This is a genomic window from Klebsiella sp. M041 (assembly GCF_059759695.1).
Window position 1 is genome coordinate 51,795 of sequence record NZ_JCAXWU010000018.1, and the last position, 26,117, is coordinate 77,911.

Below are 26,117 nucleotides of genomic sequence, written 5' to 3' on the forward strand. Positions count from 1 at the left end.
GGATAGATTGAGTGACAATGCCTACTTTCCTGCCACGGATGCGACTGTCATCAGCAATGAGAGCGATTGCCAACTTCGCATTTCGCGCACTGCAGACCTTTTGCTCGATAGCTTTTCCGCTTCGCGCCAGCATCGAATATTGTTATCAAAGGCGATTGATAAAACGTCAGCCCGTTAACCTTGTCTCACAGCACCTCAACCACTTCAAACTCTTCTGCGATCAACTCCATATCCTCAGAAAAATGACCTTCACGAATGAAAAAACGCTGATGCTCTTGCTGCCAGTATTCAAGGCTTAAATCGCCTTCACCCTCTTTGCGGGCGAACGCTTCAGTCACATCACAAAAACGCACCAGCTGCATCGAAACCAGTCTGATCACGCAAACTGGAACATTCTGGCCATCAAGAATAATGTTATAATCCCCAATCCTCGGGGCAGACTCTTCCTGCTGATAAGAGGCAAAAGATCCGCAAGAAGCCGTTTTGATCCCTTTTTTAATCAGCTCCGCAAGCTCGCTTGCCAGTTCCGGACTGTCACCCATTTGCCAGGCCCCTGCGCCCGGATATTTCCTTTTTATTTCCTCAACCTCAACCATGAAAATTCCTTCGTTATCGTCAATGAAAAGAAAGTTATACCTTTTTTAACCTGAGCGGTCCTGACATTATCAGCGATACCCTTCTTTAGATAGCGTCGTCCGGTCTTCGCTCAAAACGGACCTCAAGGGCATTTAACTCGTTGGCTCTGTGCCAGAAACGGAAATTAACTTCAGGACGGGCAATAACATCGCCTGTCTTATTCAGACTGCCAGTAAAGCGGTGAACCAAACGCGTCCAGGTAGTAATCGATAATCGCCCGAACGTTCAGAGGAGGGTGGCGGGCATTCGGATAGATTGCTGCGATATGCTGTGGCTCCGTTTTTATGGACGTATCCAGCTCCGGCAGCAGTTCGACAAGCTCGCCGCGCTTCAGCCGGTCTCCAATCAGCCAGTCAGGAAACAGCACAATCCCCATCCCCCCGAGTGCGGCAATCAGCAGAGTTTCAGCATTATTCGATGACATCAGGGGCGAGACGGGGTAGTGCACCCATTCCTCTCCGTGCCTGCGCAGCAGCCATTGGTTTGGTCCTGACGAACCGCGATAGACCAGGCATTTATGCCGCGCCAGCTCTTCGGGTGATCCCAACATGCCGTGCCGGCGGATGTAATCCGGTGACGCGGCAAGATGATAGAACTGCTGGCCAAACACGCGCGCATGAAATGCGGAATCCGTCAGCACGCCAATGCGGAAAATTACGTCAGCCGGCTCGCGGTGCGGATCGATGTAATCATCAGTCAGGGTAAGCTCAATGCTGAGCTTCGGATATCGCGCCGTCAGGCCGGGTAACGCGGGGGCGACATGGCGCTGTCCGAAGAACACCGGTGCGTTTATGCGCACCATTCCGGAAGGCTCAAGCGTTCTCTCGTTGAGTTCCCGCCGCGCCTCCTCCATGCTGCCAGTCATCGCTCGCGCATAGCGGATAAAAAGATGGCCGCTTTCCGTCGGGATTATCGCCCGGGTATTGCGGTAAAAAAGCTGCTGCCCGAGCACATCCTCCATCTGATGGATGACGCGCGAAACCTGAGAGGCAGATATCCCTTCCCGCCGGGCTACCACAGAGAAATTCTGCGTCTCATAAACCTCTATAAAAATCAGCAGGGCGCGAATACTGATGTTCCCGAGCTCATTCATTAATGCATATCCTGCACAAGTGTTTATCTCATTATGGCATTTTTCTCATCCATGTTAAGTCGTAATCTTCTCCGCCTGGACTTTGGGAGACTGATTGCTATGCAACTCATATTGATTTTTATCGTCATTGCCGGAGGCATGGGACTGTCCATAGAGGCAGGATTGCTCGGGCCACTGGGTGGGGAGGTCGGTGACCTCTGGGCTACCTTTAGCATATTCGGCGTCGGTGCGGCACTGACCTTTTTGCTGATGCTTTTTTTCAGCCCGCGCAACAGCCCGTCATTCTTTGCGCAACCAGCGTGGCAGCTGCTTGGCGGCGTGCTTGGGCCGATCTACGTCATCATCCTGACCGTGGTAACGCCGGCAATCGGCATCGCCATGACGATGATCGGCATTCTGGCAGGCCAGGTGTTCAAGAGCCTGATGATTGATCACTTCGGCCTGCTCGGTACGTCGCACAGGAAAATTGACAGTAAACGTATCATTGCGCTGATTTTTATCATTGCAGCGCTGGTTATGGTTGCCCAGGGGTAAAGGAACGTTATGACAACTATCATGATTCTTCTCGCCGTCGCCGGTGGCGCCATGCTGAGTATCCAGGCGGCTATCAATAGCCAGCTGGGCAGCAAGGTCGGCGTATTCAAAAGCGCGTTCCTGACATTTTCTGTCGGCGCGCTGGTGACGGGATTGCTGATCTTCTTCTTCGAACCCAAACACACCCTGACGCTGATGGATGTGCCTAAATGGCAACTGCTGGGCGCAATGTTTGGCGTACCGTATATCGTCATTATGGTACTGGCCGTCCAGCGTATTGGCGCTGCAGTGGCTACGGTCGCCGTCATTTTTGGCCAGTTAACCATGAGCATGCTGATCGATAACTTCGGCTGGCTGGGCAATGCGTCGATTCCATTCTCGCTGAGCCGAATCGGCGCCATTGTCTGCCTGGGTATCGCGCTGTTCTTCATTTACGCCAGCAGCAGGTCAAAAGCCGCAACGGCGACACCCCCTAGGCAGCAGGAAAACGCTAACACATAAGCTCAGGTCTTCGTCATTAACATCGGTTTTGGTCTACAGGACGCCAAAACCCTAACGCACCCGTTTTCGCAGCAACGCGTCAGTGGCTCCCATTTTTTGACCTTAAGAGAAAGGGGCCGCTCACCCGGCTTCAGCGGTGGTAGCGAATTTTTCAGCTTCAGCAGAGAACACAGGAGCAGGGTGGACAAGTGATGCCAGCGACAGCGTATGGCTCCCCCGCCAGCCCGCGCCGGCGGGGGAGTTGACGATTATTCCCAGCGTTTCAGCAGCAGGCTGGCGTTAACCCCGCCAAAGCCAAAACCGTTCGACAGCGCATAGCGCATCTTCTGCGGGCGGGCCTCCAGCGCCACCAGGTTAAGACCTGCCGCCTCTTCATCGGGGTGATGCAGGTTCAGCGTCGGCGGCACCACCTGGTCACGCAGCGCCTGAATGGTGAAGATGGCCTCAATCCCGCCTGCCGCGCCTAACAGATGGCCGGTGGCGGATTTCGTCGAGGTAATGGCGACGGGATGGGCGCCAAACAGCGTTTTAATCGCCGCCAGCTCGCCTTTATCGCCGACCTGGGTCGAGGTGGCGTGGGCGTTAATATGGTCAACCTCTTCAGCGGTCACTCCGGCCTGGCGAAGGGCGGTTTCCATGGCCCGACGCGCGCCGTTACCGTCTTCCGGGCCCGCGGTCAGGTGATAAGCATCTGCGCTGGTGCCGTAGCCCACCAGCTCGGCCAGCGGCGTGGCGCCGCGCGCCAGCGCGTGCTCCAGCGACTCGATCACGATAAGCCCGGCGCCTTCTCCCATCACAAATCCATCGCGGTCGCGGTCAAAGGGGCGGGAAGCGGCTTCCGGCTGGTCGTTGGAGGCGCTGGAGAGCGCCCTTGCCGCGGCAAACCCGGCCAGGCTAACGCGATGAATTGCCGCTTCCGTGCCGCCGCAGAGGGCAATATCCGCCTCGCCGCTGCGGATCATCCGCGCCGCATCGCCAATGGCCTGGGCGCCCGCCGCGCAGGCGGTGACCGGCGCGCCGATGGGGCCCCGGAAGCCGTGGGCGATGGACACATGCCCGGCGGCCAGGTTGGCCAGAAAAGAGGGGATAGTGAACGGCGAGAGGCGACGCGGCCCGCGTTCATCGGTGGTATGTACCGCATTGGCGATCTCGCTGAAGCCGCCGATCCCGGTGGCGATCACCGTGGCGGTACGTTCCTGTTCGGCCGCAGATGCTGGCGACCAGCCGGCCTGGGTCAGCGCTTCACGGGCGGCGACCAGCGCAAACTCGATAAAGCGATCCATCTTTTTGCGCTCTTTCGCCGGGATGGTCGCCTGCGGGTCGAAGCCGTGCAGCGGATCGCTTTCAATGGACGGCACCTGGCCGGCCACTTTGCAGGGAATATCCGCGACCAGCTGCTCGCTGAGTCGGGTGATCCCTGACTTTCCTGCCAGCAGCGACTGCCAGACATGCTGTACGCCGCAGCCCAGCGGGCTGACAATCCCCATCCCGGTGACGACAATGCGTTTAACGGAAACGCCCATAGTTAACTCTCCTGTAGTATCAGTGTGCCGGCGGCTTTTTCATCAAGGGAACCAGCTGCGCGGCAGGCAAAAAACCAATCATGATGAGGTAGAACGCATCGGAAAATGCCTGGGTTCGCGCCTCCCGCCGCGCCAGCGCGGCATCCGGCGAGATCCCCGCGTGGCGAAGTTTGCCGCGCAACATCCTGGCGTTATTCAGATGGCCGCCAGAACGAGGACGCTTTCTTACTGGCCGGATTCATTGCCGGCATCTCTGTAAGGTTCAGGCTGGAATTTTTGCCCGCTATCGCCTTCGCGTTTGCGCAGCAGATATTCATGACGATATTTCATCAGCGGCGAGGCGGCGGGGCCCGGCACCATGGCGTATTTACCCGGAATAATCTCTTCCCCGGTCGCTTTATCCACCATGACTGGCTCCACCCGGCGCTGGGTAGCGGTTTCCACCAGCTGCATCTGACGGCCTTCGGGAGCGAAGTGGCGATTACCCCATTCCGCCAGCGCCAGCAGCACCATGCGGAAATCGCGGCCGCGCGGGGTGAGGTGGTATTCGTAGCGCGGCGGCGTGCTGCTATAGCAGACCTTCTCCAGCAGCCCGTCGTCGACCAGCGCCTTCAGGCGGCGCGACAGAATATTGGGCGCGACGTTGCTGCTTTTCTGAAATTCGTCGAAGCGGGTAAAGCCCGCAAAGGCGTCGCGCAGGATCATGATGCTCCAGCTGTCGCCGATGCGGCCCAGGCTACGGGCGATGGGGCAGGGAGCGTGGCAAAGCGGTTCATTTTTCATGGGCGGTCCAGGGAGCAGGTGGCTGTTGCCAGCAAATTGACATAGTCACTATCAAAATGCAAGTTACTCTTGATAACTGTCAGGGGAGCAGCCGCTCGCGTTCCGCTACATCATTTCTTCCTTTGAATGGCGAAAGCGGGACAGTCTCCGCCGCCTGCTTATTTCTGCTTTACCGTAATAAGAGATAAAAACCGCTGATGGCAGATGAAACATTTTAATAATCATAAAAATCGATGTGGTGGGTAATGACCTTTATTGGGGGATACGATATAAGGTATGGCGAACACAAATTAATATTCTCTTAACTTTTTAAGGTTAAATAAATGAAGCAGGTGGGTATTGTTGGCTGGCGGGGCATGGTTGGCTCAGTATTGTTGCAGAGAATGATCGAAGAGAATGATTTCGACGATATTTCAGCGCATTTTTTTAGTACCTCCAGTGCGGGTGCCGCGGGCCCGGTTATTAATGGTAAAAGCGACAGACTGAAAGATGCGAATTCCCTGAGCGCCCTCGCCGAAATGGATATTATTATAACCTGTCAGGGCGGGGATTATACCAAAGCCATCTATCCGGCGTTAATTCACTCGGGCTGGCAAGGGTACTGGATCGACGCCGCTTCGGCGCTGCGAATGGATGAGAACGCCTGCATTATTCTCGACCCGGTCAATCGCGATAATATCGATCGTGCGGTGAAAGCGGGAGTGAAACTGTTTGTCGGCGGCAACTGCTCCATTACGCTGAGCCTGATGGGGCTGGCCGGGCTGATCAAGGCTGATCTGATCGAATGGATGAGCGTCATGACCTATCAGTCTGCCTCCGGGGCGGGCGCTAAGCAGGTGCGGGAATTGATCGCGCAAAGCGCGTATATCAGCCAGCATTTGTCCGCTGATGAACTGGCGGCATCAGGTTCCGGGCTGCCTTTAGTCAATAAAGTGAGTGAGCTGATTAATAGCGCCGGCATGCCGGTGGAGCATTTTGGCGTCCCGCTGATGGGCAGCATTATTCCATGGATCGACAGCGATTTAGGCGATGGAAATAGCCGCGAAGAATGGAAGGGGGAGGCGGAAACCAATAAAATACTTGGCCTTGCGCCCGGCACCATCCCGGTTAATGGTTTATGTATTCGGGTCGGCGTGATCCGCTGCCACAGCGCTGCCATTACCCTTAAACTTAAACGTGAGGTCAGTGAAACGGAATTCGCAGAGTTAGTGACCCATTCCCATCCGTGGGTAAACTATATCCCCAATAATAAGCCAGAGAGTGTCAGTAAACTGACCCCGGCTGCTATTAGCGGTTCGCTGCAGGTGGGTATTGGCCGCTACAAGAAAATGTCGCTAAATAATGACCCGATCTACTCGGTGTTGACGGTTGGCGATCAGCTACTGTGGGGTGCGGCGGAACCCCTGCGCCGCATGTTAAATATCCTGCTGGGCAAAATATAGTTACGGTCATCCGGGGAAAGCCCTCGCGCGCAGGCGGTTAAGACAAATGTTTAACGAAGCGTTTGCGGACCTCCTTGTAGCCGTTATTTTCATAAAATTGATGCGCTCTGATTCTTTTTTCACTGCTTGAAAGTTCGATCTGAGCGCATTGTTTATCGCGGGCGAGGCGCTCTGCGGCATGGAGAAGTTGCTGGCCTATCCCTGATCCACGTGACGATTCCTCGATGACCAGCGCGGAAATTAATGCCCGTAAACGGTTCTCATGTACCGGTAAAATAAAATTGATAACGATTACGCCACACACGGCGTTTTCTGTTTCCGCCACCAGCGCACTCATCATACTCTGCGGGGCAGTGATGCGTTGTTCTAAGATCGCCGTCTCCGTCTGATAGCCCAGCTGCAGAAATAGCGTTTTCAGCGAGGGGATATCTTTTGATTCAGCCGCTCTGATGAACACCATGGTCTTCGACTCCAAATAGCGTGTTACCGGACCGGAAGCGGGCCGGTGGATACCTTATTCTCCGGTCCGCTCCCGTATACGCCACTCAGTCCATCAGACTGACCTGGGCGGCGACAATCCGCCAGCCATAGGGAAAGCGCACCCACGTCTGCTGCTGGCGTCCAGGGCGGACGCTGCCTTCGCGGGTGAACTCGGTGCTGCACACCGCCATGTCCGCGCCAAAGGTGGTGATGGTGGTATGGCGCAGATCGCGGGCCAGACCGGCGGCGGGGCGGGCGGCGCGAAAGGCGCGGATCGCCTCGATGCCATACAGATTCTCACCGGCCCCCAGCCGCACGGTGCGCGGGTCGTGCCAGAACAGCGCATCCAGCGCCTCGATGTTATTGCTGACCAGCGCCTCTTCATACTGATAAAACGCCGCCGTCACCTCGGCGAGGATCGCCGGGCGGTCTATATTGTCCAGATTGATCATGCTGCACTCTCCGCCACTCGGGCATCGGTAATGCCCATCGCTTCCAGCGCCCGCGCGGCGCGAAGACAGGCTTGTTCGTTAAACGGCGCGGCAATCAGCTGCAGGCCAATCGGCTTGCCGCTGGCGGTACGCAGGGGCACGGTCACCACCGGCAGCCCGAGGAAGGAGATCGGTTGCGTCAGCATTCCCATGCTGGCGCGCACCGGCAGCGGCTGGCCGTTAATCACCATCTCCTCGGCGCCAATCGGCGTGGCGCTGCATGGGGTGGCCGGGGCGATCAGCACATCGGCCTGACTGAACAGGGATTTCATCGCCTGACGGGCATGGCGGCGAAAGCGCTGGGCCTGCAGATACCATGCGGAGGGGATCATCGCCCCGGCCAGCAGCCGCTCGCGGGAGTGAGGCTCAAAGCGCTCGGGCGAGTGGCGAAGATCCGGCAGATACTGATTGCCGCCTTCGCTGGCGCTGATGATAAAGGCCGCCGAGCGGGCCAGGGCGGCATCCGCGAACTGCAGCTCGCTGTCGGCGCCCAGCGCGTGGGCGACCCGATCCACGGCCGCCCGGGCGTCGTCATCGCACCAGGTGGTGAAATAGCCCCCCAGCCGCGCGCAGCGCAGACCCTCCAGCCCGCGCTCCAGCAGGTTGCCGGTGCGCTCGCTGGCTTTATCGGCCTGAAAGTCATCGGCCGGGTCGCGCCCCTGCAGAGCGTCATACACCGCGGCGAGGTCGGCCACCCGGCGGGCAAAGGGACCAATATGATCCAGACTGGCGACAAACGGATGGCTGCCGGAGCGGGAGAGGCGGCCGAAAGTGGGTTTCAGGCCAAAGATCCCGCACAGCGACGCGGGGACGCGGATCGATCCGTTGGTATCGCTGCCGAGGCTGAAATGGACCAGCCCGGCCGCCACCGCCGCGGCCGAACCGCCGGAAGATCCGCCGGCGATCCGCGACAGATCGTGCGGGTTATGCGTCGCGCCATAGTGGCTGTTTTCGGTGGTGAAGCCATAGGCGTAGGCGTCCATATTGAGCATCCCGCTGAGCAGGGCGCCGGCGCTGTGCAGCTGGCGCACCGCCCAGCTGTCGCTGGCTGCCGGCGGCCGGTCGCTCAGCAGTTCCGCTCCGGCGAGGGTGGTGTGCCCGGCGACATCAAACAGATTTTTCACCGCGTAGGGAATGCCCGCCAGCGGCGGCAGGGGGCGCTTTTCCCGGCGCAGGGCGTCGATGCTGTCGGCCTCCGCCAGCATGCGCTGGGCGGTGACCTCGGTCCAGGCGTTGATCTGCGGATTCACGCGGGCGATATCGTCCAGCGTCTGGCGGGCGATCTCCCGGGCGCTCAGTTCGCCCTCGTGCAGCGCACGCTGGATCTCGGCGATGGTGAAATGGTGAAGTGTCATGCTTTATACACCCCCGCAATGTCGTCGCGCGGCCCGAGGGGATAGTCCATCAGCGGCTGCGCCATGGCGGCGATGCGGGCAAACTGGCGCTCCAGCTCCTCACGGCGCGGTGCATCCAGCTCCAGGCGCAACAGGTGGGTCATCTGCGTCAGATACTCGCTCCAGTCTGGCTGTGTGGTCATGGTCTGCTCCTTAGTATCCGGCGGCGGCGCCGTTGCTGCGTGGATCGGTAGCCCCTTCAAGCAGGCCGTTGGGATGGCGGACGATGGCCCCGGCGTGGCCCATCGCCTCGCTGAAATCGGCCAGCACTTCCACCTCGTGCCCCAGCTCGCGCAGGCGAGCGATGCAGGCGGGGGCAAAGCGTCCCTCCAGCTTCAGTGAATCCGAGGACTGGCCCCAGGTGCGGCCCAGCAGCCAGCGCGGCCGGGAGATGCTCTCCTGCAGCGGCGCCCCCTGCAGGATATAGCGGGTAAACAGCGCCGCCTGGGTCTGCGGCTGACCGTCGCCGCCCATCGAGCCATAGACCATCACCCGGCCATCGTTCAGGCGCGCCGCGGCGGGGTTGAGGGTATGGAACGGCTGTTTGCCTGGCGCCAGCGCCAGAAGATGCTGCGGATCGAGGCTGAAGGCCGCCCCGCGGTTTTGCCAGACGATCCCGGTGTCCGGGATCACCACGCCGCTGCCAAACTCGTGATAGATGCTCTGAATGAATGACACCGCCAGGCCGCTGTTATCCACGACGCCCATCCAGACGGTATCGCCCGGGCCTTTGCCGCCGCCCCAGGGCGAAGCGCTGGCGTCGTCGATGCTGTCGGCCAGCGGCTGCAGCGCCTCCGGAGTCAGCAGTTGCTGAACGTCGACATCCAGATGGCGCGGATCGGTGATATGCGCATCGCGCAGGGCAAACGCCCGCTTGGTGGCTTCGACGATGCGATGCACCGTTTGCGCCTCGTCGGCGTCGGCCATGTTCAGACGGTCAGTGATGCCGAGGATCGCCAGCGACACCAGCCCCTGCGTCGGCGGGGCGAGGTTCCACAGCGTGCCCTGCCGGTGCTGAAGGCTGAGCGGCGCCGGGCGCCGGGCGCGGTGGGCCTGCAGGTCGCCGAGGGTGACGGGCATCCCCAGCGCGGCCATCCCCTGGGCAAGACGTTCGGCCAGCGGGCCGCGATAGAAACTGTCGAGACCGTCGCTGGCCAGCATGCGCAGGGTTCCGGCGAGGGCGGGCTGGCGAAAGCGGCTGCCGGCCCGGGGGGGCTCGCCCGCCGCCAGCCAGGTTTCGCTGAAGCCCGGCTGGTGGCGCAGCTCTTCCAGTTTGCTGGAGGTGGCATGGGCCTGCGAGGCGGTGACCGGAATGCCGTCTTCGGCATAACCGATAGCATCGGCCAGCAGGCGCGCCACCGGCAGCGCGCGGCCGGTTAAGTCCCGTGAAATTCGCAGCGCCTCGTCCCAGCCGCTGACGGTGCCGGCGACGGTCAGCGCAGCCTGCGGCCCCCGGTGGGGGATATGCCGCTGACCGGCATAGGCCTCGAGGGTGGCCAGCGAGCCGGCCGCACCGCTGGCGTCAATGGCGATGGGATCCCCCCCGGGAGGCACGATCAGCCAGAAACCATCCCCGCCCAGGCCGTTCATGTGCGGATAGACGACGGCGATGGCCGCGGCGGCAGCCACCATCGCTTCAATGGCGCTGCCGCCCTCGCGCAGGATGGCCAGCGCGCTCTGGCTGGCGAGGTGGTGGGGAGCGACCGCCATGCCGTGGGTCGAAACGTTGCTGCTGTGCATAAATTATCCTTTCTGAACGAATCACCCGCAGAACACTGCAAAAGCTGTTCCATCTCTGAACGTTTCGTTTCATTGATAAAAACAATGACCGGAATTTTCCCGCTGGCACGCTATGTGTAAGGCATAGCAGATACAGTATGATGAGGGATGGATGATGAAACGAAAGTTACAGGGGCGCTATGCAACAACTCGATGAACGACTGAAAGGGCAATATGCCTCGCTGTCGCCGCAGGAGCAGCGGGTGGCGGATTTCATCTTTGACCACTTTGATGACCTGATAAGCTACAACAGCGCCGAGCTGGCGCAGCTGAGCGGCGTGTCGAAAGCCACCGTCAGCCGGCTGTTCAAGCGCCTGGGCTATGACAAATATAAGGACATGCGCGATGAACTGCGCACCCTGCGCCAGAGCGGAATGCCGCTGACCGACCAGCGCGACGCGGTGCAGGGTAACACGCTGCTGGCGCGTCATTATAAGCAGGAGATGGCGAACCTCACCCAATGGGTCAATGCTCTTGACGCTCACCAGTTCGCCGAGGCGCTGACGGCGATGGTGGCCGCGCGCCGCATTGTGGTGATTGGCATGCGCAATGCCTATCCGGCGGCGCTACACCTGCGCCAGCAGCTGCTGCAGGCTCGCGGTCAGGTGCTGGTGCTGCCCCAGCCGGGGCAGAGCCTCAGCGAAGAGCTGGTCGACCTGACCGCCGATGACCTGGTGGTGATGATGGCGTTTCGCCGGCGGCCGCGGATCGTACGCCCGCTGCTGCTGCAGCTGCAGCGCGACGGGGTGCCGGTTCTGTTAATGTGCGAGCCGCAGGCCCACAGCCTGTTCCCGCTCTCCCGCTGGCAGCTCTGCGCGCCGCTGGACAGCGTCTCGGCTTACGACAGCTATGCCTCGGTCAACAGTCTGATCAATCTGCTGGCCAATGCCTTTCTGCATGAAACGCTCGACAGCGGTCGTCCGCGGATCCACGATATCGCTACGCTTTATCAGCAGCTGGACGAGCTGGAACAACGCTGATGGGGCGCCAGCGTGGTGCTGTGCATCAATATGGTGCATTTGGTTCCGCGTTCTGGCGCCGTCGATTTCTACTCTTCTGCTCCTTACTCCCTGTCCGTTCACACTTTTTGCCTTTATTCCTCGCCAACCCGCGCATCGACCGTATCTGGCACATTAGTTGCAAAAACAGATTCAAAGAATCTTTTGTTTCATGCTAACGTAACGGGTAAACATCATGAAGAAACTGTTGATCGCACTGGCCGGGGCCGCTTGTCTCCTTTCGTCTGTTTCCGCCGCTCAGGCTGACCAGCTCCAGGATATTGAAAAACGCGGCGTCATCCGCATTGCCGTACCCCAGGATTTTCCGCCATTCGGCTCGGTGGGGACCGACCTGCAGCCGCAGGGGTATGACATCGACATGGCGCGCTATCTGGCGAAGTCGATGAAGCTCAAGCTGCAGCTGGTCCCGGTAACCAGCGCCAACCGCGTGCCGTATCTGCAGACGGATAAGGTGGACCTGGTGATCTCCAGCCTCGGCAAAAACGCTGAGCGTGAGAAAGTGATCGACTTCAGCCGCGCCTACGCGCCGTTCTTCCTCGGGGTGTTTGGCCCGAAAGGGGCGGAGCTGAAGGACGCGGCCGCGCTGAGCGGTAAAAGCGTCGGCGTGACCCGCGGGGCGGTGGAAGACATGGTGCTGACCAGCGTGGCGCCGCAGGCGGCGCAGATTAAGCGCTACGAGGACAATAACACCACCCTGTCGGCCTACCTGTCAGGTCAGGTGCAGTATGTCGCCACCGGGAACCTGGTGGTGGCGGCCATCGCCCGGCAGAACGCCGACAAAGCGCCGGTGCCGAGCTTTATGCTGAAGGACTCGCCGTGCTTTATCGGGCTGAAAAAGAACGAACCGGCGCTGAAGGCGAAAGTGGATACCCTCATCGAGCAGGGCATTAAGGACGGCACCCTCAACGGTCTGTCTGAGAAGTGGCTGAAAGCGCCGCTGCCTGCCAGCCTCGGCGCGTAAGGTCTGTGGATGACGGAGCAACTTCATTTTTCTGAGCTCTGGCCGCACTGGCCGGAGCTGCTGGCCGGCCTGTGGGTGACGGTGCAGCTGACGGTGCTGGCGACGATCGGCGGACTGGCGATCGGCATCCTCGGGGCGGCGATCCGCAGCGGCCGCCCGGGTGTCCTCAGCCGGGTGTGGGGCGGATATGTGGAAATCATTCGTAACACGCCGTTCGTGGTGCAGCTCTTTTTTATCGTCTTTGGTTTACCGAACCTGGGACTGAAGATGACCGCCGGCGAAGCGGCGCTGCTGGCGATGGTGGTGAACCTTGGGGCCTACAGCACCGAGATCGTGCGCGCAGGCATTCAGGTGACGCCGAAAGGCCAGTGGGAGGCCGGACGCGTGCTCGGACTCAGCCGGACGCAAACCTTCGTTCGCGTCGTGCTGCCCCCGGCGCTGCAGCGGATTTATCCGGCGCTGGTCAGCCAGTGCATCATCGTGATGCTCGGCTCGTCGGTGGTGTCGCAGGTCTCCTATGAGGAGTTGACCTTCGCCGCCAACCTGATCCAGTCGCGGACATTTTTGAGCTTTGAGGTCTATCTGGTGACCACCGGGATCTACTTAGCGTTATCGATAGCGATGCGTCAGCTGCTGATGGCGGCGGGGCGTAAATGGCTGGGAGTGCAGGCATGATGACCACCTTTACCGACTGGGACATTATCCGCAACCTGCTGCTGGCCGGTCGCTGGACGGTGCTGCTGTCTCTGGTCGCGTTCACCGGCGGGGCGCTGGTGACCTTACCGTTGCTGCTGTTGCGCCTGACCGGCGGACGGCAGGTAAAACGACTGATCCGCGGCTACGTCGAACTGTTTCAGGGGACGCCGCTGCTGATGCAGCTGTTTCTGGCATTTTTCGGCGTGGCGCTGTTCGGCATCGACGTCTCGGCATGGACCGCGGCGTCGGTGGCCCTGACGCTCTACACCAGCGCCTTTCTGCTGGATATCTGGTTCGGCAGCATTCGCGCGCTGCCGAAAGGCCAGTGGGAAGCCTCGCGCTGTCTCGGGCTGAGCTTCGGCCAGACCCTGTACCGGGTGGTGGCGCCGCAGGCGCTGCGGATCGCCATCGCGCCGACGGTGGGGTTCGCCGTGCAGGTGATCAAAGGTACGGCGCTGGCCTCGATTATTGGCTTTGTGGAGCTGACCAAGGCGGGAACCATGCTGACCAACGTCACTTACCAGCCGTTTAAAGTGTTTGCCCTGGTGGCGCTGGGCTATTTCATTCTGTGCTATCCGCTGTCCCGCTACAGCCGTTATCTGGAGAACAAATTCAATGCCTCTCATCACCATTAATCAGATGCAGAAGTACTACGGCGACAACCATGTGCTGAAGGGCGTCGATCTGGATATCGACATGGGGGAAGTGATCTCGATCATCGGCCGCAGCGGCTCGGGCAAAAGCACTCTGCTGCGCTGCATCAATGGCCTGGAGGGGTACCAGGAGGGGAGCATCAAGCTGGGGGGCATGACCATCACCGACCGCGATTCCCAGGCCCGGGAGATCAGCCGTTCCATCGGCATGGTGTTCCAGAACTTCAATCTCTTTCCGCACATGACGGCGCTGGAGAACGTCATGCTGGCTCCGCGGCGGGTGCTGAAGAAGTCCCAGGCCGAATGCCGCGAGCTGGCGCAGCGGATGCTGGAGAAGGTCGGGCTCGGCGACCGTCTGGATTACTACCCGGCCAATCTCTCCGGCGGCCAGCAGCAGCGCGTGGCCATCGCCCGGGCGCTGGCCATGTCGCCAAAGGTTTTACTTTGTGACGAAATTACCTCGGCGCTCGACCCGGAACTGGTGGGCGAAGTGCTTAAGGTGCTGGAGCAGCTGGCGGCGGAAGGCATGACGCTGATCCTCGTCACCCATGAAATGAATTTTGCCCGCGAAGTGGGCGACCGCGTGGTGTTTATGCATCAGGGGCGCGTCTGGGAGCAGGGTGACAGCAAAACGCTGTTCGCCAGTCCGCAGACAACCGAACTGAAACAGTTTATCTCCTCGGTGCGCGGTCTTAACTAACGTAAGGAATGGCAGATGGATATCACTCAGTTTTCGCAAATTAACCCGCCGCAGCGCCTGCTGATGGGCCCGGGGCCGATCAACGCCGACCCGCGCGTGCTGCGCGCCATGGCGAGCCAGCTGGTGGGTCAGTACGATCCGGCGATGACCCACTATATGAATGAAGTGATGGCGCTCTACCGCGGCGTGTTTCGCACCGAAAACCGCTGGACGATGCTGGTGGACGGTACCTCCCGCGCTGGTATCGAAGCGATCCTGGTGTCGGCGATCCGGCCGGGTGACAAGGTGCTGGTGCCAGTGTTCGGCCGGTTTGGCCACCTGCTGTGCGAGATTGCGCGCCGTTGCCGGGCAGAGGTACACACCATCGAGGTGCCGTGGGGGGAAGTCTTTACCCCGGACCAGGTTGAGGACGCGATCAAGCGCGTGCGCCCGCGCCTGCTGCTTACCGTGCAGGGCGATACCTCGACCACCATGCTGCAGCCGCTGGCGGAGCTGGGGGAGATTTGTCGTCGCCACGACGTGCTGTTCTATACTGACGCCACCGCGTCGCTCGGCGGCAACCCGCTGGAAACCGACGCCTGGCAGCTGGACGCGGTGTCCGCCGGGATGCAGAAGTGCCTGGGCGGCCCCTCCGGCACCTCGCCCATCACCCTCAGCCCGCGGATGGAAGAGGCGATCCGCCGCCGCCGCTGCATTGAGCAAGGGATCCGCACCGACGCCCACCATGATGGCGTCGACGAGATGATCTACTCCAACTATTTCGATCTCGGGATGGTGATGGATTACTGGGGGCCGGAGCGCCTTAACCACCACACCGAAGCGACCTCGGCGCTGTTCGCCGCCCGGGAGTGCGCGCGCCTGATCCTTCAGGAGGGACTCAACAAAGGCATCGCCCGCCACAAGCTGCACGGCGATGCGCTGCTGAAAGGGATCCAGGCGATGGGTCTTGAGACCTTTGGCGACCTGCGGCACAAGATGAATAACGTGCTGGGGGTGGTGATCCCCAACGGGGTCAACGGCGACCAGGTGCGTAAGCTGATGCTGGAAGATTTCGGCATTGAGATTGGCACCTCGTTCGGCCCGCTGCACGGTAAAGTCTGGCGCATTGGCACCATGGGCTATAACGCGCGTAAAGACTGTGTGATGCAGACCCTCAGTGCGCTGGAGGCGGTGCTGAACTACCTCAAGTTCACCACCACCCAGGGCGCGGCGATGCAGGCGGCCTGGGATCACTACCGCACCGAGGGCAACCTATGAGTGATACCATCCGCCAGCAGGCGGAGAGAGAGGCGGCCGCCAGCCGGGTAATGGCGCGCGCCGACCAGCTGGCCGCCCTCAGCGAAACCGCCGACGCCCTGACCCGGGTCTATCTGTCGCCGGAGCATTTGCAGGCCAACCAGCTGGTGGGTCAGTGGATGCAGGCCGCCGGTATGATGGTGTGGCAGGACAGCGTCGGCAACATCTGCGGTCGCTATGAAGGCGTGCAGGAGGGCGCGCCGGCGGTGCTGCTGGGCTCTCATCTTGACACCGTGCGCAACGCCGGGCGCTACGATGGCATGCTCGGCGTGCTGACGGCGATTGAGGTGGTGCAGCGTCTGCACCAGCAAGGGCGACGGCTGGCAAAGGCTATCGAGATCGTCGGTTTTGGCGATGAAGAGGGCACCCGCTTCGGCATCACCCTGCTTGGCAGCCGCGGCGTCACCGGCACCTGGCCTGAAAGCTGGCTGTCGCAGTGCGATGCCGGCGGGGTGAGCGTCGCCCAGGCGCTGGTGAATGCCGGGCTCGATCCGGCGCGGATCGCCCATGCCGCCCGCCGCCCGCAGGATATCGCCGCCTATCTGGAACTGCATATCGAGCAGGGGCCGTGCCTGGAGCAGGCGGGTCTGGCGCTCGGCGTAGTGGAGGCGATTAACGGCGCCCGCCGCCTGAACTGCCGCTTTACCGGCGAAGCCGGCCATGCCGGCACGGTGCCGATGCTCCATCGTAAGGACGCGCTCGCCGCGGCGGCGGAATGGATGGTGCAGGTGGAAAGCCTGACCCGGCAGCGCGGCGGCAATCTGGTGGCGACGGTCGGCACCCTGCGCTGTGCGCCGGGCGCGGTGAACGTGATACCGGGCGAGGTGCAGCTGACGCTGGATATTCGCGGCCCGCAGGATGCGCCGCTGGCGGCGCTGCTGGAGGAGCTGCTGGCGGAGGCGCAGGCCATTGCCGGGCGCCGCCAGCTGAGCTTCAGCGCCGAGGAGTATTATCGCATCGCCGCCACCGCCTGCGACAGCCAGCTGCAGGCGGTGCTGAGCGAGGCGGTGGTGGCAGTGCAGGGGCGGTCGCTGACGCTGCCGAGCGGCGCAGGGCATGACGCCATCGCCATCGCCGAGCGCTGGCCATCGGCCATGCTGTTTGTGCGCTGCCTGGGGGGCGTCAGCCATCACCCGGCGGAATCGGTCACCACCGCCGACGTCGGGCTGGCCATCGACGCGTTCTCCCGGGCGGTAGAGCAGGTGGCCGATGCCTGATCGCGCCGGTTGCCGTTCAGATTATGCCCTGGCGATTCCAGACCCCGGCGGGCCGCCATTCCCGGCCAGCTGGTGGAAATTCTGCCGGACTTCCCGGCGCCGCGTCGGCCGCTGTCGCTGCTCTATCCGCACCGGCATCTTTCACACAAGGTGCGGGTCTTTGCCGACTGGCTGCAGGGGCTGGTGGCGACCCTGGCGCGGACGCCGCCGGCTTGACTCTGCTGGCTGAGCGTTTATATATAAAATGTGAATGCTATTAAAGCAATAAATCACAAGGCTGGATAATGACTCAACCTGTAAGGGAATGCTGATGAAACTCTGGAATAAAACACTGCTCGCTTCTGCACTGTGCCTGACCCTGTTTGGCTGCGACGATGCGTCGAAAGTAGATAACAAACTGGATAAGGCCAAAGATAATGCGGAGCAGATGAAGGATGCCGCGGCGGACAAAGCCCAGGCGATTAAGCAGGATGCGGATAAGCAAATTGATACGCTGAAAAGCCAGGCCGACGCCGAGGCCGATCGCCTGAAGGATCAGGCCAGCGCCATCAAGGCGGAGGCGGACAAGAAAGCGGATGCCATCGCCGAGCAGGCGAAAGCCCAGGCCGATGCGGTGAAGCAGAACGCAAAGCAGGAAAGTGACCGCATCGTCAAAGAGGCGGGTCAGATCAAAGACAACGCCATCGGCGATGCCAATCAGCTTTCGGCGGAAGCGGCGAGCAAAACCAAAGCCATTCAGGACAGTATCGCGAAGGATAAACAGAACGCTACGCCACCGGCCGCCCAGCAGTAACTCGCGGTGTTTGCCTGGCCAGTCGCCGTCCGTAAAAACAGAGCGTGGAGCCTGATATCGCGCCCGATGGCGCTGCGCTTGCGCGGGCCTGCAAGGGGGCGAGTTGGCTGCGCAATGATCGGGTATTGTAGGCCGGGCAAGGCGTTGCCGCCGCCCGGTACATAGAACGGCATTAACATCCTGCTCAGGGGTATCTTACGATACCCCTTTTTGATGCCCGTTCCGGGTTCAGCGGTTTGGAAGCAGGGTGCCTTTCAGGCCGTGCGGCTCCGAGCGCAGGTACTGCGAAGGGACGCGAACCTGGGCGCCAAGGCTGGCCGCGGCGTGCCATGGCCAGTGCGGATCGTAGAGCACCGCGCGGGCGAGGGCGATCAGGTCGGCATCGCCATTCTCCAGCGCCGCTTCCGCCTGCTGCGGGTCGGTGATCAGTCCCACGCCAATCACCGGGATGGCTACCTGCTCGCGAATGTCGCGGGCGAAAGGCAACTGATACCCCGGCCCGACGGTGATTGCCTGCTGCGGCGACAATCCGCCGCTGGAGACATGGATATAGTCGCTGCCCAGCGCTTCCAGCTGCTGACTGAACTGAATGGATTGCTCGCCGTCCCAGCCGCCTTCGACCCAGTCGGTAGCCGACAACCTGACGCCCACCGCCATGGCGTTGCCCACCGCCTCGCGGATTGCCTTAAACACTTCCAGCGGATAGCGCATGCGGTTTTCCAGCGAACCGCCATACTCGTCCCGGCGCTGATTGCTGAGCGGCGAAAGAAACTGGTGCAGCAGATAGCCGTGGGCGGCGTGCAGCTCAATCAGCTCAAAGCCCAGGCGTTGGGCGCGCAATGCGCTGGCGACAAAGGCCGCTTTGATGCGCGCCAGATCGGCATGGCTCAGCTCGGCCGGGGCGCGATCGCCGTCGTGAAACGCCACCGCGGAGGGGGCGACGGTCTGCCAGCCGCCCTGGTTGAGCGCCAGCTGATGGCCACCCTGCCAGGGGGCCGCGCAGGAGGCCTTGCGCCCGGCATGCCCCAGCTGGATCCCCAGAGGGATCGGTGACCAGGCCCGGATATCCTCCACCACGGCGCGCAGGGCGTTTTCGGTTTCATCATCCCACAGCCCCAGATCCCCCGGCGAGATACGTCCCGCCGGCTCTACCGCCGTGGCTTCCAGAATTAACAAGCCGGCGCCGGAGAACGCCAGCTGCCCGAGATGGATCCGGTGCCAGGACGTCGCCTTCCCCTCGTCGGCAGAGTACTGACACATGGGGGCGATAACGATACGGTTATCCAGCGTCAACTGACCAATACGCGTCGCGCTAAAAAGATGACTCATGAGTACCTCGTAAATGTTAGACGTGGTCTTGCTCGGGGGCGAACAGCCACTGTTTATAGCACGCCTGCCAGCCCCCCTTTATTCGGATATTGCGTTTAAACGTCCCGCTAGTCGATAAACCAGAGACGGCGCCGCCGGCCGGTTGCCTGCTGTGACACCGCGCGGGCCATTGCGCTGCCAATCTCGGCGCTGGCCGTCAGCCCCTGGACAAAGGGGCGATCGTGCATCAGCCAGGGAAGGGCGCCGAAGGCGACCCGGCCGCGCACTGCCTCCGGCGCCTGCAGCGTGTAGTCATCGCCAACGTCCGGAATAGCGTCGCCGCAGGCCAGCAGCTGCTGGCGCAGTGAAGGAAAGGGCAGATCCCGGGTTTTGAGCGCTTTCTGTCCGCGGGCATCGATAAAGACATCGAATTCACAGCGCTGCTGATGATGGACAATCAGCGTCCGGTCAGACTCGCGCTGCAGATCGTAATCCTCACCCAGCGCCACAATTCGCAGAATGCCCGCCCGGTGCAGGGCCAGCAGGCGGCGAATGGACTCCGGCGGGATCGCGGCGTAGTTATCAATAAACACGCGGGCGAGCCCCTGGCGGAAGCGACGGCTGTCCTCGTCGTTGAGCTGCGGCACCACGGTTTCAATCGCCTCGTGCAGGCGGAGAATGGCATAGCGCCAGGGCACCGTGTGGCGCTCGCGCTTATTACGCTCCACCTCCTGCAGATTGTGCTGCGCCCACTGGAAGGGGTCATGGGTGAGACGGTCGGCAAACCAGGCGTCGGCGATGCTGTCAGGCGTCAGCTGGCGCAGCCCCATCGCCTGGCACCAGGCCGGGGCGGCATATTCCAGCTCCTGGACGATCAGCTGAAACACCCGCTCCAGCAGGCCGTCGCTGCCCTGAGCGACGGTCGCCTCAAGGGCGGCAGGGGTGGCGATCTCCAGCGGCTCCCACGGGATTGGGCAGTAGAAATCGGCCTCCGGCAGCACGCCGTTGCGTGACATCAGCGTGATCTCCAGCGCTTCGCTGCCGGGGTGCAGGGAAAAATGGGTCGTTTTGTCGTGTTCAGTATGGAAAACGCCGTGGCGGGCCACAACCGCCACGGCGGCATCAATCGCGCTTAAGGAGGTCCCGAGGATCCCGACCCGACAGGGGGCGATGTGGGCCTCCATCAGGCCGGTCCACGGACTGGGGAAGTATTGCCGGCTGGCGCGTTCTTCTTCAGGCCACAAATGGCCGGTGGCTATCACCACCAGATCGACGATAACCGGCTGCGCCGCGCTGTCGGTGTGGATGGCGATCCCGACGGGCTGCACCGCAATATCCGTGACCTCACAGGACTCGCAAACGTTCACCACGAAGCCCGCGTCTCTGGCCCGTTGGACAAGATACAGAAAGCGGTCGCGGTAGTACTCGCCGAGGATCACCCGCGGCAGAAACTGGCGCTCATGCAGCGCGTGCCGTTCAAAACCGCGCGCCGCCAGCCAGCCATCGCTCTGCTGCTGCAGCCATTGCAGATAGGTCAGGTCGATAGGGGGGATCTCAATGCTGGCGATATTGGCCAGCATCTGCGCCGCGGTATTATCGTCGCTGTAGGGCATACCGACTCCGGCCTGCGCCTCTTTTTCAAACAGCGCGATCGATAGCGGCTCACCGCGCTTCACCAGTTCATACAAGGTGTAAATCCCCGTCGGCCCGGCGCCGACGATGGCGATTCTCTTCATGATTCTCTCCCTTCCTGTGGGTGGATACGGCATCGGGGCAGTGCACTGAAGCCAGCCTGCCCTTAATTCTGGTCGAAAATTAGCGAACCGGTGGGCCGTCGCACGCAATTTGAAACAAATTAGCGTGCTAATAAACTTGCCGACGGCCGGAAAAGGGGTGTAATTAACAAAAGAGCAACTTTCTATACAAACAATTTACACAAGCGGTGACACCAGCCTGCTCTGCCGGACGCCGCGCAAGTTCCCGGCAACGCCGTCGGGATAGGGATGACAAAATGCACGGCTGGACTTCACGACAGCGCAATGCAGCGATCGCTAGTTTTTTAAGCTGGACGCTCGATGCTTTCGACTTTTTCCTGTTGGTTTTTTTACTGAGCGATATCGCCCACTCCTTTCACGTCGACCTCGAAGAGGTCACCCTGGCGATTCTGCTGACCCTGGCCGTGCGGCCCGTCGGCGCATTGATCTTCGGCAGGGCGGCGGAAAAGTTTGGCCGCAAACCGATCCTGATGCTCAATATCGTTTTCTTCTCCGCCTTTGAGCTGCTCTCCGCCGCGGCGCCGTCGTTGATGCTCTTTTTTCTGCTGCGGGTGCTGTACGGCGTGGCGATGGGCGGGATCTGGGGCGTGGCTTCGTCGCTGGCGATGGAGACGATCCCCGACCGCTCGCGCGGCCTGATGTCCGGTCTGTTCCAGGCGGGGTATCCCTTCGGCTATCTGCTGGCGGCCGTGGCCTACGGGCTGCTGTTTGCACAGCTCGGCTGGCGCGGGATGTTTGTCATTGGCGCCGCCCCGGTGCTGCTGTTGCCGTTTATCTATTTCTGCGTCGAGGAGTCCCCGGTCTGGCTGGCGGCCCGGCAGAGTAAAGCGAGCACGGCTCTGCTGCCGGTGCTGCGTAGCCACTGGAAGCTGTGCCTGTACCTGGTGGTGCTGATGGCGGCCTTTAACTTCTTCTCCCATGGGACGCAGGATCTCTACCCGGTATTTTTGAAAGTCCAGCACGGGTTTGCGCCGGAAACGGTCAGCATTATCGCGGTGTGCTACAACATCGCCTCAATCATCGGCGGGGTGTTCTTCGGCTCGCTGTCGGAGAAGATTGGCCGGCGCAAAGCGATTATGATCGCCGCTCTGCTGGCGCTGCCGGTGATCCCGCTGTGGGCTTTCGCCAGCGGCTCGCTGGCGCTGGGGGCCGGGGCGTTTATGATGCAGTTTATGGTGCAGGGCGCCTGGGGGGTGATCCCTACCTGGCTCAACGAACTGGTTCCGGCCAACACCCGGGCGGTGCTGCCCGGTTTCGTCTATCAGTTGGGGAATCTGCTGGCCTCGGTGAATGCCACCCTGCAGGCCTCCATTGCGCAGCACCACGGGCATAACTACGGCCTGGCGATGGCCCTGGTGGCCGGGACGGTGGCGATCGTCATTACCATTCTGACCTTCTTTGGCCGCGAGGGCCGGGTGGCGCAACCTGCCGGAGCGGCGCGTCACCAGCCGCTCTCCACCAGCCGTTAAGGGCTGACGCCGGGCGTAATCAGGCGCCCGGCAGACACGCTAACCGCGCAGGCGAACCGTCGCCGCCTGGCGTTTTTCCAGCGAGCAGATGCCAATCCCCAGCATAATGAACAGCGCGCTGAACAGGTGCCAGGCATGGGGCTGGGTCTGCAGGAAGAGGATGCTTAACACGCCACCCGAGAGGGGGATGATGTGGGTGTAAATCTCCCCCCGCGTGGCGCCGATGGTGGCGATCCCTTTATTCCAGAACAGATAGGCCAGCCATGACGGAAAAATCACCAGATAAGCCAGCCCGCTGAGGAAAAACGGCTCGCGCCAGGCATCCCAGTCCTGCGCCGGGTGGCGCATCAGCCAGAAGGCGACGATCGGCAGCAGGAGCAGGGCGCCGAGCAGCGAGCTGACGGCGACAAAGCCATTCGCCGGGATCCGGCGGTCCTTCAGACGTAACAGCGAACAATAGAGCGCCCAGCTCAGCGCCGACCCCATCGCCCACAGATCGCCGACGGAAAAGGTATGCAGCGAGGCGGCATGCAGCGGGTTGCCCTGGAATAAGAGGATCATCACGCCGAGGGTGCTGAAGACCACCCCCAGCCAGTTGCGGGCCGATACCGGGTCGCGAAAAATCAGGCGGTTAATCAGCAGCACCATGCTCGGCGTGGCGGACATATAGATGGCGGCGTTGAGGGCGGAGGTGGTTTGTAGACCGATATAGAGCGTGAGCGGGAAACTGACCTGACCGCAGAGGGTGAGCACCAGCACTGCCGGGGCGTTTTCCCGCAGCAGGTGACGACTGCCGGCAATCTGCCGGCGGTAGAGCAGGCCCAGCAGCAGCGCCGTTAACGCCCACCGCGCTTCGGTCATCAGGATCGGATCCACGCCCTGAACCAGCACGTGACCCACAACGTAATTCCCACCCCAGAACAGGGCGGCCAGCGTCAGTAACAGATAGGGCATCGTGATTCCTTGTGTCGTTTGTCACTGTACTGAATGGTAACGTTATTATTTTTATAATATCAACACTATTTTAGTGGCTTTTGTTCTGTTTATTTAAAATCGTTAATAAACAGCGAATTAATAATGTGGTTGAAATTTACGTTGCCGCTTTGTGAGGGGTACTATACCGTATAGTCGCCATGCATTTCACAGGGATAAATTCATGCGTAATACCGACAATGGGGTCATTGGTAGTGACCAAACCGCGGTGATGGCCAGGCTGGCGCTGGATGAGTTAATTGACCAGCTTCTGCACAGCAACGCGCTGTCGCTGAAGCTGACGGCCAATCCGCTAGTCGCCGACAGAGCCTGGCATCTGACGGAGAATACCTGCATCCGCGCCTTCTCCGCTGACGATCCGCAGGCCAAAAAGCGCGCGCACCATGCGCTGTTCATCCTTTATCAGTCCTGGCTTGCCGACCCGCTCTCGCCGGCGGCTGCCAATCAGTTTCATCCGCTGCTCTCCGGGATCCGAAATTACATTGAGTCTGAGTGGCTGCGGGCGGAAAGCAAACGTTTCCACCGCCAGAGGCCGGTGCTCAATGCCGGCAATATCGTCGACGAACTGCGCGCCTTATGCCAGCAGCACCCGGCGTCTCATCATCCGCTGTTCGATTTCCTTGCCAGCGAGGCCTCCGCGGCGCAAATCGACTATTTCTTCAAAAGCGACAGCGCGCTGAATCTGCTTTTCTTCGATCTGGTGGCGATGGGGCTGGTGGGCTCGTTGCCGGAAACCCGCGCCGAGATTGCGCAAAATCTGTGGGATGAGATAGGCCAGGGCAGCACTGAGATCACCCACGTCAATCTGTATAAGGATTTACTGAAGCGGCGGAATATCGCCTTACCGGACAATCATTTTGCCCATTTGTACGAGTGGCAGGGGCTGGCCGGGTATAACGCCTTTATGCTCGGCGGCGTAAATCGTCAGCATTACTACAAATCGCTGGGGGTGATGGCGATGACCGAACTGCTCGACCCGCCACAGTATGAAAAACTGGTGGCGGGCTGTCGGCGGATTGGGCTTAGCGATCGCGACGTGCATTACTATGCCGAACATATCACGGTCGATATCGGCCATGCGGACGGTTGGCTGAACAATGTGATTGTGCCGATTGGCAAAAAACATCCGGCGGCGATGGAGGAGGTCTACTTTGGCGCCGCGCTGCGCCTGCAAACCTGCAACGATTACTATGATGGTCTGCTGGCGGCGCTGCAGTCGCTGGACGGCAGCATGAGCTCACAGCGTACCGCCTTCTGAGTAGATCAGCGCTTTGGCCGCGCTCCAGGCGGTCGTCCCCGGCGGGATCTCCCGGCATTCGGCGGACTCGGCCTGCTGGGCGGCGATGGCGCCATCGATGAGCATCACCATCATCATGGCGACCCGTTCGGCAGGCTCTGGTTTTAATACCCGAGTCAGAATATCGCGGAAGAACTGCCACAGGCGCGATTTGAACCGGGAGCACTGCTCCCGGATCGCCGGCGATGACGCGCCATATTCAAACAGCGCGCGGGTAAACATGCAGCCGTGGAACGTTTCGCAGGTCAACCAGCACTGATAGTAGTCGAACACGGCGAACAACTTCTCCCGCGCGGTGGCTTTATCCGCGGTGATCTGCGTCAGATCTTGCATAAACTCGCTCTCTTTCTGCCGGAGGATAGCCAGAATGAGCGCCTCTTTATCAGCATAGTAGCGGTAGAAGGTCATTTTGGAGATGCCGGCATGCTCAGCAATCCGCTCGATGCTGGGCGACTGATATCCTTCGCGATTAAACAGCGCGCTGGCGTGGCGGAGAATGTCCGCTTGTTTTGGCTTCATGCGTTTTCCTGTCGAATGGTTCGCTGTCATGACTGCCGGTGACCCGGTCGTCCTGCGACAGCGGTGCATTATGCCGGATCTTGCCGCCAGGCGGGCAAAAAGTAAATCAGCCGCGCCTCGCGCGGCGCCGGTATTGGTGTATAAGGTGACAAGGATGAAGAAGAACATTGCCTTTTTTGACTTCGATGGCACGATAACCCACGAAGATACGTTTACCCCTTTCATTTATCAGTCCCTCGATGCGAAAGCCATTCGTCGGGGCAAACTGCGGCTGTTGCCCTATATTCTCTCCTGGAAAATGGGCTGGCTTTCAGCCTCTGCCATCCGGCAAAAAGTGTTTCATTATGCTTTTGCCGGGAAATCGCAACCTGAGATCCTGCAGCGTGGGAACGATCATAGCCTGGCGTTTATTCCCCGCACGCTGCGGGAGAACGCGATGCAGCGTATAGCCTGGCATCAGGCGCGAGGGGACACCGTGGTGGTCTCAGCCTCGCTGGATGTCTACCTTCGTCCGTGGTGCCAGCAGCATAATCTTGAGCTGCTGTGCAGCGAAGTGGAATTTCAAAACGGGGCAGCGACCGGAAAGTATCAGGGTGGAGACTGCAGCGGCCTGGCCAAAAAGGCGCGTATCCTGGCGAACTACGCCCTGACCGATGACGAAGCGATCTTCGCTTACGGCGATACGCCGGAAGATTTCGCCATGCTGGCGCTGGCCACCACTCAAATCTATCGCTGGGAGGAGGCACCGCCATGCGGCTAGCGGCG

General features: G+C 60.8%; 26 protein-coding genes and 3 pseudogenes. 15 read left to right on the forward strand and 14 right to left on the reverse strand.

Features of this window, described 5'->3' with window-relative positions; all coding sequences use genetic code 11:
- Nucleotides 1-185: 185 nt before the first annotated feature.
- The gene (locus tag AC6CWS_RS21100; protein WP_074442678.1) at nucleotides 186-542 is read right to left on the reverse strand and encodes an ASCH domain-containing protein; all 357 of its coding nucleotides are present in this window, start codon (nucleotides 540-542) and stop codon (nucleotides 186-188) included.
- Nucleotides 543-793: 251 nt separating this feature from the next.
- Nucleotides 794-1,729: a LysR family transcriptional regulator gene (locus AC6CWS_RS21105; RefSeq protein WP_065883676.1), complete on the reverse strand. Its 936-nt coding sequence runs from the start codon at nucleotides 1,727-1,729 to the stop codon at nucleotides 794-796.
- 99 nt (nucleotides 1,730-1,828) lie between these two features.
- Here AC6CWS_RS21105 and AC6CWS_RS21110 point away from each other — a divergent pair, with 99 nt between their 5' ends.
- On the forward strand, nucleotides 1,829-2,263 hold the full coding sequence (locus AC6CWS_RS21110) for a DMT family transporter (protein WP_065883727.1): 435 nt from the start codon (nucleotides 1,829-1,831) through the stop codon (nucleotides 2,261-2,263).
- 9 nt (nucleotides 2,264-2,272) lie between these two features.
- Nucleotides 2,273-2,764: a DMT family transporter gene (locus AC6CWS_RS21115; protein WP_065883678.1), complete on the forward strand. Its 492-nt coding sequence runs from the start codon at nucleotides 2,273-2,275 to the stop codon at nucleotides 2,762-2,764.
- Between the two features lie 248 nt (nucleotides 2,765-3,012).
- On the opposite strand, the gene fabF is transcribed toward AC6CWS_RS21115, so the two are convergent.
- The 3 genes and pseudogenes from fabF to AC6CWS_RS21130 form a co-directional block, all read right to left on the reverse strand.
- Nucleotides 3,013-4,287: a beta-ketoacyl-ACP synthase II gene (fabF, locus tag AC6CWS_RS21120; protein ID WP_065883680.1), complete on the reverse strand. Its 1,275-nt coding sequence runs from the start codon at nucleotides 4,285-4,287 to the stop codon at nucleotides 3,013-3,015.
- A gap of 19 nt (nucleotides 4,288-4,306) precedes the next feature.
- Nucleotides 4,307-4,501 (reverse strand): annotated as a pseudogene (locus AC6CWS_RS21125) (DHA2 family efflux MFS transporter permease subunit); the annotation flags it as partial.
- Nucleotides 4,502-4,512: 11 nt separating this feature from the next.
- A complete protein-coding gene (locus AC6CWS_RS21130) occupies nucleotides 4,513-5,070 on the reverse strand; it encodes a winged helix-turn-helix transcriptional regulator (protein WP_080901592.1) in 558 nt (185 codons plus the stop codon).
- A 323-nt stretch (nucleotides 5,071-5,393) separates the two neighbouring features.
- On the opposite strand from AC6CWS_RS21130, the gene asd reads away from it, so the two are divergent.
- Complete coding sequence (asd, locus tag AC6CWS_RS21135) at nucleotides 5,394-6,512, forward strand: aspartate-semialdehyde dehydrogenase (RefSeq protein WP_065883684.1); 1,119 nt, start codon at nucleotides 5,394-5,396, stop codon at nucleotides 6,510-6,512.
- A gap of 37 nt (nucleotides 6,513-6,549) precedes the next feature.
- Here asd and AC6CWS_RS21140 read toward each other — a convergent pair whose 3' ends face one another.
- From AC6CWS_RS21140 to hpxW, 5 genes are all read right to left on the reverse strand, one after another.
- Nucleotides 6,550-6,972 (reverse strand): GNAT family N-acetyltransferase, encoded by a 423-nt coding sequence (locus AC6CWS_RS21140; protein WP_065883686.1) that lies wholly within the window; start codon nucleotides 6,970-6,972, stop codon nucleotides 6,550-6,552.
- Between the two features lie 85 nt (nucleotides 6,973-7,057).
- Entirely contained in the window at nucleotides 7,058-7,444 is a 387-nt protein-coding gene (hpxZ, locus tag AC6CWS_RS21145; RefSeq protein ID WP_065883687.1) for an oxalurate catabolism protein HpxZ, read from the reverse strand.
- Nucleotides 7,441-8,838 carry an AtzE family amidohydrolase gene (locus AC6CWS_RS21150; protein WP_065883690.1) on the reverse strand — a complete coding sequence of 466 codons (1,398 nt, stop codon included), beginning with the start codon at nucleotides 8,836-8,838 and terminating at the stop codon, nucleotides 7,441-7,443. The genes hpxZ and AC6CWS_RS21150 overlap by 4 nt, the downstream gene beginning before the upstream one ends.
- Entirely contained in the window at nucleotides 8,835-9,020 is a 186-nt protein-coding gene (hpxX, locus tag AC6CWS_RS21155) for an oxalurate catabolism protein HpxX (RefSeq protein WP_023289758.1), read from the reverse strand. Before hpxX ends, AC6CWS_RS21150 begins: the two co-directional genes overlap by 4 nt.
- Nucleotides 9,021-9,030: 10 nt before the next feature.
- Nucleotides 9,031-10,617, reverse strand: a complete 1,587-nt coding sequence (hpxW, locus tag AC6CWS_RS21160; RefSeq protein ID WP_065883691.1) for an oxamate amidohydrolase — start codon at nucleotides 10,615-10,617, stop codon at nucleotides 9,031-9,033.
- Nucleotides 10,618-10,796: 179 nt separating this feature from the next.
- Between hpxW and hpxU the strand changes: the two genes are divergently transcribed.
- The 9 genes and pseudogenes from hpxU (at nucleotide 10,797) to AC6CWS_RS21205 (ending at nucleotide 17,991) form a co-directional block, all read left to right on the forward strand.
- Nucleotides 10,797-11,636 carry a MurR/RpiR family transcriptional regulator HpxU gene (gene hpxU / locus AC6CWS_RS21165; RefSeq protein ID WP_065883693.1) on the forward strand — a complete coding sequence of 280 codons (840 nt, stop codon included), beginning with the start codon at nucleotides 10,797-10,799 and terminating at the stop codon, nucleotides 11,634-11,636.
- 214 nt (nucleotides 11,637-11,850) lie between these two features.
- On the forward strand, nucleotides 11,851-12,636 hold the full coding sequence (locus AC6CWS_RS21170; protein ID WP_023289755.1) for a transporter substrate-binding domain-containing protein: 786 nt from the start codon (nucleotides 11,851-11,853) through the stop codon (nucleotides 12,634-12,636).
- A gap of 9 nt (nucleotides 12,637-12,645) precedes the next feature.
- Nucleotides 12,646-13,311, forward strand: coding sequence for an amino acid ABC transporter permease (locus AC6CWS_RS21175; protein WP_025712445.1), 666 nt, complete (start codon nucleotides 12,646-12,648; stop codon nucleotides 13,309-13,311).
- Entirely contained in the window at nucleotides 13,311-13,967 is a 657-nt protein-coding gene (locus AC6CWS_RS21180; protein WP_002905295.1) for an amino acid ABC transporter permease, read from the forward strand. The genes AC6CWS_RS21175 and AC6CWS_RS21180 overlap by 1 nt, the downstream gene beginning before the upstream one ends.
- Nucleotides 13,948-14,685 (forward strand): amino acid ABC transporter ATP-binding protein, encoded by a 738-nt coding sequence (locus AC6CWS_RS21185; protein WP_002905293.1) that lies wholly within the window; start codon nucleotides 13,948-13,950, stop codon nucleotides 14,683-14,685. Before AC6CWS_RS21180 ends, AC6CWS_RS21185 begins: the two co-directional genes overlap by 20 nt.
- Nucleotides 14,686-14,700: 15 nt before the next feature.
- A complete protein-coding gene (locus AC6CWS_RS21190; protein WP_065883695.1) occupies nucleotides 14,701-15,942 on the forward strand; it encodes a pyridoxal-phosphate-dependent aminotransferase family protein in 1,242 nt (413 codons plus the stop codon).
- On the forward strand, nucleotides 15,939-17,198 hold the full coding sequence (gene hpxK / locus AC6CWS_RS21195) for an allantoate amidohydrolase (protein ID WP_060590578.1): 1,260 nt from the start codon (nucleotides 15,939-15,941) through the stop codon (nucleotides 17,196-17,198). Before AC6CWS_RS21190 ends, hpxK begins: the two co-directional genes overlap by 4 nt.
- A gap of 63 nt (nucleotides 17,199-17,261) precedes the next feature.
- Nucleotides 17,262-17,414, forward strand: a pseudogene (locus AC6CWS_RS21200) (LysR family transcriptional regulator); the annotation flags it as partial.
- Nucleotides 17,415-17,502: 88 nt separating this feature from the next.
- Nucleotides 17,503-17,991, forward strand: a complete 489-nt coding sequence (locus AC6CWS_RS21205; RefSeq protein WP_032452914.1) for a hypothetical protein — start codon at nucleotides 17,503-17,505, stop codon at nucleotides 17,989-17,991.
- 228 nt (nucleotides 17,992-18,219) lie between these two features.
- Here the strand turns inward: AC6CWS_RS21205 and AC6CWS_RS21210 are convergent, their stop codons facing one another.
- Together AC6CWS_RS21210 and AC6CWS_RS21215 are read right to left on the reverse strand one after the other, a co-directional pair.
- The gene (locus AC6CWS_RS21210; protein ID WP_023289748.1) at nucleotides 18,220-19,320 is read right to left on the reverse strand and encodes an NADH:flavin oxidoreductase/NADH oxidase; all 1,101 of its coding nucleotides are present in this window, start codon (nucleotides 19,318-19,320) and stop codon (nucleotides 18,220-18,222) included.
- Between the two features lie 107 nt (nucleotides 19,321-19,427).
- Entirely contained in the window at nucleotides 19,428-21,035 is a 1,608-nt protein-coding gene (locus AC6CWS_RS21215) for an FAD-NAD(P)-binding protein (protein WP_065883699.1), read from the reverse strand.
- A gap of 275 nt (nucleotides 21,036-21,310) precedes the next feature.
- Between AC6CWS_RS21215 and AC6CWS_RS21220 the strand changes: the two genes are divergently transcribed.
- On the forward strand, nucleotides 21,311-22,543 hold the full coding sequence (locus AC6CWS_RS21220; RefSeq protein ID WP_065883701.1) for an MFS transporter: 1,233 nt from the start codon (nucleotides 21,311-21,313) through the stop codon (nucleotides 22,541-22,543).
- Nucleotides 22,544-22,582: 39 nt separating this feature from the next.
- Here the strand turns inward: AC6CWS_RS21220 and AC6CWS_RS21225 are convergent, their stop codons facing one another.
- Nucleotides 22,583-23,497: a DMT family transporter gene (locus AC6CWS_RS21225; protein ID WP_087777078.1), complete on the reverse strand. Its 915-nt coding sequence runs from the start codon at nucleotides 23,495-23,497 to the stop codon at nucleotides 22,583-22,585.
- A 202-nt stretch (nucleotides 23,498-23,699) separates the two neighbouring features.
- Here AC6CWS_RS21225 and AC6CWS_RS21230 point away from each other — a divergent pair.
- Nucleotides 23,700-24,798: pseudogene (locus AC6CWS_RS21230) on the forward strand (iron-containing redox enzyme family protein).
- Here the strand turns inward: AC6CWS_RS21230 and AC6CWS_RS21235 are convergent.
- Nucleotides 24,774-25,352, reverse strand: coding sequence for a TetR/AcrR family transcriptional regulator (locus AC6CWS_RS21235; protein WP_023289743.1), 579 nt, complete (start codon nucleotides 25,350-25,352; stop codon nucleotides 24,774-24,776). The pseudogene AC6CWS_RS21230 and the gene AC6CWS_RS21235 overlap by 25 nt on opposite strands.
- Nucleotides 25,353-25,506: 154 nt before the next feature.
- Here AC6CWS_RS21235 and AC6CWS_RS21240 point away from each other — a divergent pair, with 154 nt between their 5' ends.
- Nucleotides 25,507-26,112: an HAD-IB family phosphatase gene (locus AC6CWS_RS21240; protein ID WP_065883707.1), complete on the forward strand. Its 606-nt coding sequence runs from the start codon at nucleotides 25,507-25,509 to the stop codon at nucleotides 26,110-26,112.
- The last annotated feature ends 5 nt before the right edge of the window (nucleotides 26,113-26,117 follow it).

Excerpts from the sequence above, each read along its gene's own strand:
- AC6CWS_RS21100 (WP_074442678.1), bottom strand. The coding sequence starts at position 542 with ATGGGTGACAGTCCGGAACTGGCAAGCGAGCTTGCGGAGCTGATTAAA.
- AC6CWS_RS21105 (WP_065883676.1), bottom strand. The coding sequence starts at position 1,729 with ATGAATGAGCTCGGGAACATCAGTATTCGCGCCCTGCTGATTTTTATA.
- AC6CWS_RS21110 (WP_065883727.1), top strand. The coding sequence starts at position 1,829 with ATGCAACTCATATTGATTTTTATCGTCATTGCCGGAGGCATGGGACTG.
- AC6CWS_RS21115 (WP_065883678.1), top strand. The coding sequence starts at position 2,273 with ATGACAACTATCATGATTCTTCTCGCCGTCGCCGGTGGCGCCATGCTG.
- fabF (WP_065883680.1), bottom strand. The coding sequence starts at position 4,287 with ATGGGCGTTTCCGTTAAACGCATTGTCGTCACCGGGATGGGGATTGTC.
- AC6CWS_RS21130 (WP_080901592.1), bottom strand. The coding sequence starts at position 5,070 with ATGAAAAATGAACCGCTTTGCCACGCTCCCTGCCCCATCGCCCGTAGC.
- asd (WP_065883684.1), top strand. The coding sequence starts at position 5,394 with ATGAAGCAGGTGGGTATTGTTGGCTGGCGGGGCATGGTTGGCTCAGTA.
- AC6CWS_RS21140 (WP_065883686.1), bottom strand. The coding sequence starts at position 6,972 with ATGGTGTTCATCAGAGCGGCTGAATCAAAAGATATCCCCTCGCTGAAA.
- hpxZ (WP_065883687.1), bottom strand. The coding sequence starts at position 7,444 with ATGATCAATCTGGACAATATAGACCGCCCGGCGATCCTCGCCGAGGTG.
- AC6CWS_RS21150 (WP_065883690.1), bottom strand. The coding sequence starts at position 8,838 with ATGACACTTCACCATTTCACCATCGCCGAGATCCAGCGTGCGCTGCAC.
- hpxX (WP_023289758.1), bottom strand. The coding sequence starts at position 9,020 with ATGACCACACAGCCAGACTGGAGCGAGTATCTGACGCAGATGACCCAC.
- hpxW (WP_065883691.1), bottom strand. The coding sequence starts at position 10,617 with ATGCACAGCAGCAACGTTTCGACCCACGGCATGGCGGTCGCTCCCCAC.
- hpxU (WP_065883693.1), top strand. The coding sequence starts at position 10,797 with ATGCAACAACTCGATGAACGACTGAAAGGGCAATATGCCTCGCTGTCG.
- AC6CWS_RS21170 (WP_023289755.1), top strand. The coding sequence starts at position 11,851 with ATGAAGAAACTGTTGATCGCACTGGCCGGGGCCGCTTGTCTCCTTTCG.
- AC6CWS_RS21175 (WP_025712445.1), top strand. The coding sequence starts at position 12,646 with ATGACGGAGCAACTTCATTTTTCTGAGCTCTGGCCGCACTGGCCGGAG.
- AC6CWS_RS21180 (WP_002905295.1), top strand. The coding sequence starts at position 13,311 with ATGACCACCTTTACCGACTGGGACATTATCCGCAACCTGCTGCTGGCC.
- AC6CWS_RS21185 (WP_002905293.1), top strand. The coding sequence starts at position 13,948 with ATGCCTCTCATCACCATTAATCAGATGCAGAAGTACTACGGCGACAAC.
- AC6CWS_RS21190 (WP_065883695.1), top strand. The coding sequence starts at position 14,701 with ATGGATATCACTCAGTTTTCGCAAATTAACCCGCCGCAGCGCCTGCTG.
- hpxK (WP_060590578.1), top strand. The coding sequence starts at position 15,939 with ATGAGTGATACCATCCGCCAGCAGGCGGAGAGAGAGGCGGCCGCCAGC.
- AC6CWS_RS21205 (WP_032452914.1), top strand. The coding sequence starts at position 17,503 with ATGCTGATGAAACTCTGGAATAAAACACTGCTCGCTTCTGCACTGTGC.
- AC6CWS_RS21210 (WP_023289748.1), bottom strand. The coding sequence starts at position 19,320 with ATGAGTCATCTTTTTAGCGCGACGCGTATTGGTCAGTTGACGCTGGAT.
- AC6CWS_RS21215 (WP_065883699.1), bottom strand. The coding sequence starts at position 21,035 with ATGAAGAGAATCGCCATCGTCGGCGCCGGGCCGACGGGGATTTACACC.
- AC6CWS_RS21220 (WP_065883701.1), top strand. The coding sequence starts at position 21,311 with ATGCACGGCTGGACTTCACGACAGCGCAATGCAGCGATCGCTAGTTTT.
- AC6CWS_RS21225 (WP_087777078.1), bottom strand. The coding sequence starts at position 23,497 with ATGCCCTATCTGTTACTGACGCTGGCCGCCCTGTTCTGGGGTGGGAAT.
- AC6CWS_RS21235 (WP_023289743.1), bottom strand. The coding sequence starts at position 25,352 with ATGAAGCCAAAACAAGCGGACATTCTCCGCCACGCCAGCGCGCTGTTT.
- AC6CWS_RS21240 (WP_065883707.1), top strand. The coding sequence starts at position 25,507 with ATGAAGAAGAACATTGCCTTTTTTGACTTCGATGGCACGATAACCCAC.